Genomic DNA, 3,091 nt, shown 5'->3' on the forward strand with positions numbered 1-3,091 from the left:
CCCCGCGCCGGCCGCCGCAGCCCCGACGCCGGGACCACCCGAACCGGGCCCGCGGTCGATGTCGCGCCCCAGGCCGGCAGTGGCCAGGAGGATCAGCGGCAACCCCAGCACCAGCGCCACGATCCCGGTGACCAGGACACCCGGATTGGCGAGCCCGAACAGCTCGGTGTGCGCGCCCACCTGCACGTCGACCCACACCGGACGGCTGGCGTCGGCGTTCATCACCACGACGACCCAGTCCCCGGACTGTAGGTCGACGGTGATCGTCTGCTGATCGCCTCCCGTCGCGGACTGGACCCAGAAGTCCTGGTCGGCCGGCGGCTCGGGGGCGCGGGTGCCGGGCACCTCGTCGAGCTCTGCGTCGGCGCGGTACCCCGAACCCCATGTGTACGGGGTGTCGACGGTGTACCCGGTATCCCACGGGTCGTCGCCGAACACCGCATGGGGGACATCGTTGAGGTAGGCCGAGACATCGGATGCATCCGCGATGCCGATGAACACGTCCTGATCGGGGACCACCGGGGTCGCGCGAAGCTGGATGCTGATCAGGTCGTCGAGACCGAACGTGCCGACGGTGGCACCCTCGTCGACGTGGACCGTGAGGGGCGCGGTCGTGATCGCATGGCCCACGGTCTGGAGTTGTTCAGTGTCGGAGTAGGCGTAACGACCGTCGCGCTGGGATGCCTCGGCCACCAGGAGGGCTGCGCCGGTAGCGGTCATCCCGAGGCCGAACACGGCGAGGAGGACCCCCGCGACGAGCATGACCCAGTTCAGCGGGCGGGTTCGGGGAGGTTCGTGAACGGAAGTGGAAGATGGTCCGGATGGGGCGACTTCTGGAGATCCCATGATGAGTCCTAGACGAGAAGGGTGCGGGCCCACCGGGATCAGAGTATCCGCCTTCGGTTCGTAACCCTACTCTTATACGAGCAGTTTTCCGCCCCCTCACGGGGTGGCCCGACCCCGATGCCCGCCCCGGGTCACCCCCGATCACGGGAGCCGTCTGGATCTCAGGGCCGAGGCGTCAGGGCCGAGGCGCGGTGAATCCCGTCGCGGGCAGCGAGTGGAACCCGCGGGTGAACGGCGAGAGCGCCCGGACGGCCGCGCCCATGTCGACCCCGACGGTCGGGTGCGCGGCGTAGAGCTCCTCCACGGCGATCCGCGCCTGCAGTCGCGCGAAGTGCGAGCCGATGCAGAAGTGCGGGCCGCGGGCGAACCCCAGGTGCCCGGTGATCTCCCGGGTGATGTCGAGCTCCTCGGCGGTGGAACCGAACTCGCGCTCGTCGCGGTTGGCCGAGCCGTAGAGCATCATCACCTTCTCCCCCGCCGGGATCGTCACCCCGCCCACCGTCACCTCACGTGTGGTCGTCCGCGCGAGCGCCTGCACGCTCGACTCGAAGCGCAGGCACTCCGTAAGCGCGCCGGGGATCAGACCCGGGTCCGCCACGAGCAGCTCACGCTGCCGCGGGTGCTCGTCGAGCAGCGCGACGGTGTGCGAGATGAGATTGCCGGTGGTGTCGTTGCCGCCGGCGACGATCACGAAGCAGAACCCGAGGATGTCCCAGTCGCCCAGCCGCTCGCCGTCGATCTCGGCCTGCGTCAGCGCGGAGACGAGGTCCTCTCCCGGGCTCTTGCGCCGCTCGGCGATGAGCTCACCGAAGTAGGCGAACATCTCGGCCACCGCTGCGACCGCACCCCCCTCGAGGCCCGCCGGGCGGAACCCCTCCTCCTGCAGGGTCGTCAGCGCGCTGACCCACGGGCCGAACCGAGGGCGGTCCGCGGCGGGCAGGTCGAACAGCTGCGCCAGCACGAAGGTGGGGATCTGCGAGCTGAAGTCCCGGTGCAGTTCGACCACCTCGTCGTCGTCGTACCTCTGGGCCATCTCCGCCAGGCGCCCACGGACGAAGTCGCGGATCTGCGGCTCGGTCTCGGCGACCCGCTTCGGGGAGAACGCCTTGGCCAGCAGCCGCCGCTTCCCGGAGTGCTCTGGCGGGTCCATCATGACGATGGTCGGCGCCAGCCCCAGCTTCTCGATCTCGTCGCGGTAGAAGGTCAGGCCGCTGGCGGAGGAGAACGCCTCGGGGTCGCAGACGGCGGCGTCCACGTCGGCGTAGCGCGACAGCGCCCAGAAGTCCGGGCGCGCCGCCGTGCCGTCTCCGCGGTGGAGGTGGACCGGATCGGTCTCGCGCAACCGCCGGTAACCAGGATAGGGATCGGCAAGGTACGCGGGGTCGAACGGATCGAAGGCGGGCCCGGTCGGTGCGGGCTCGCGCATGGTCTGCACTGGGCGGGTCATGGCCACATTTAACACTCGCTGTTAGGCAATGGGAAGGGGCGATCTAGACTCGGGCGGGTGCCCCGCTCCACCGCCGTCTCACGCCAGCCCCGATCGGCCGCCACCCGGGAGGCCCTCTACCAGGCCGGACTGCGGCGCTTCGCCTCCGACGGCTGGCGCACGGCGCGGATCCGCGACATCGTTGGCGACGCCGGTCAGGGCAACGACTCGGCGATCAACTACCACTTCGGGGGTCGCCTGGGCCTGCTGGAGGACGTGCTGCTCCGCGGGGTCCTGCGCATGGAGGACGAGCGTCGGGCCGATCTGCAGCGGTGGGCGTCGTCGACCCCCGACCTCGCGGAGATCGTCCGGGCGGTGGTGTCACCGTTGGCGGACCTGTTGGACGACGACGAGGGCCGCTGCACGCTCAGGGTGATCGCTCAGGTCGGGGCGCTCGCCGAGGTAGGCCGGACGGTCACCGGCGGACCGGTCGCCGACACCGCACTCCAGGACCAGCTCGAGATGCTGGTGTCGGCCGCGACCGCCCGCTGCGGCAGGGAGTTCGCCGGGCACCGGGTCCGGCAGCTCATCGTGATGCTCACCGCCGAGCTCGCGGTGCGGGCCTGCGACCCCCCTGAGGCCGCGCCGACCCACCGCGAGTACGTGGCCGACCTCGTGGACTGGCTCGCGGGGGGACTCTCCCGACCCGCGCCGCGCTGACCGTCCCCGCTGACCGGCCCCGCCGCCCGGCCCGGCTGCATCGAAAAGAGCGTTCCGGACACCTGCTTCTCGGTGGTCTCAGGTAGCTAGCGCAACACC

At 70.8% G+C, this 3,091-nt stretch carries 2 protein-coding genes and 1 pseudogene; 1 reads left to right on the plus strand and 2 read right to left on the minus strand.

Annotation, left to right across the window (positions count from 1 at the left end):
• Both G6027_RS04355 and G6027_RS04360 read right to left on the minus strand, forming a co-directional pair.
• Positions 1-762, minus strand: a pseudogene (locus G6027_RS04355) (DUF4389 domain-containing protein); the annotation flags it as partial.
• 259 nt (positions 763-1,021) lie between these two features.
• Positions 1,022-2,293 (minus strand): cytochrome P450, encoded by a 1,272-nt coding sequence (locus tag G6027_RS04360; protein WP_241726815.1) that lies wholly within the window; start codon positions 2,291-2,293, stop codon positions 1,022-1,024.
• A 57-nt stretch (positions 2,294-2,350) separates the two neighbouring features.
• Between G6027_RS04360 and G6027_RS04365 the strand changes: the two genes are divergently transcribed.
• The gene (locus G6027_RS04365; protein WP_182635728.1) at positions 2,351-2,992 is read left to right on the plus strand and encodes a hypothetical protein; all 642 of its coding nucleotides are present in this window, start codon (positions 2,351-2,353) and stop codon (positions 2,990-2,992) included.
• Positions 2,993-3,091: the final 99 nt, after the last annotated feature.

It is taken from the genome of Dietzia sp. SLG310A2-38A2, assembly GCF_014145095.1.
GTDB lineage: Bacteria > Actinomycetota > Actinomycetes > Mycobacteriales > Mycobacteriaceae > Dietzia.

Coding starts and splice junctions, on each gene's coding strand:
- G6027_RS04360 (WP_241726815.1), bottom strand. CDS start 2,293: ATGACCCGCCCAGTGCAGACCATGCGCGAGCCCGCACCGACCGGGCCC.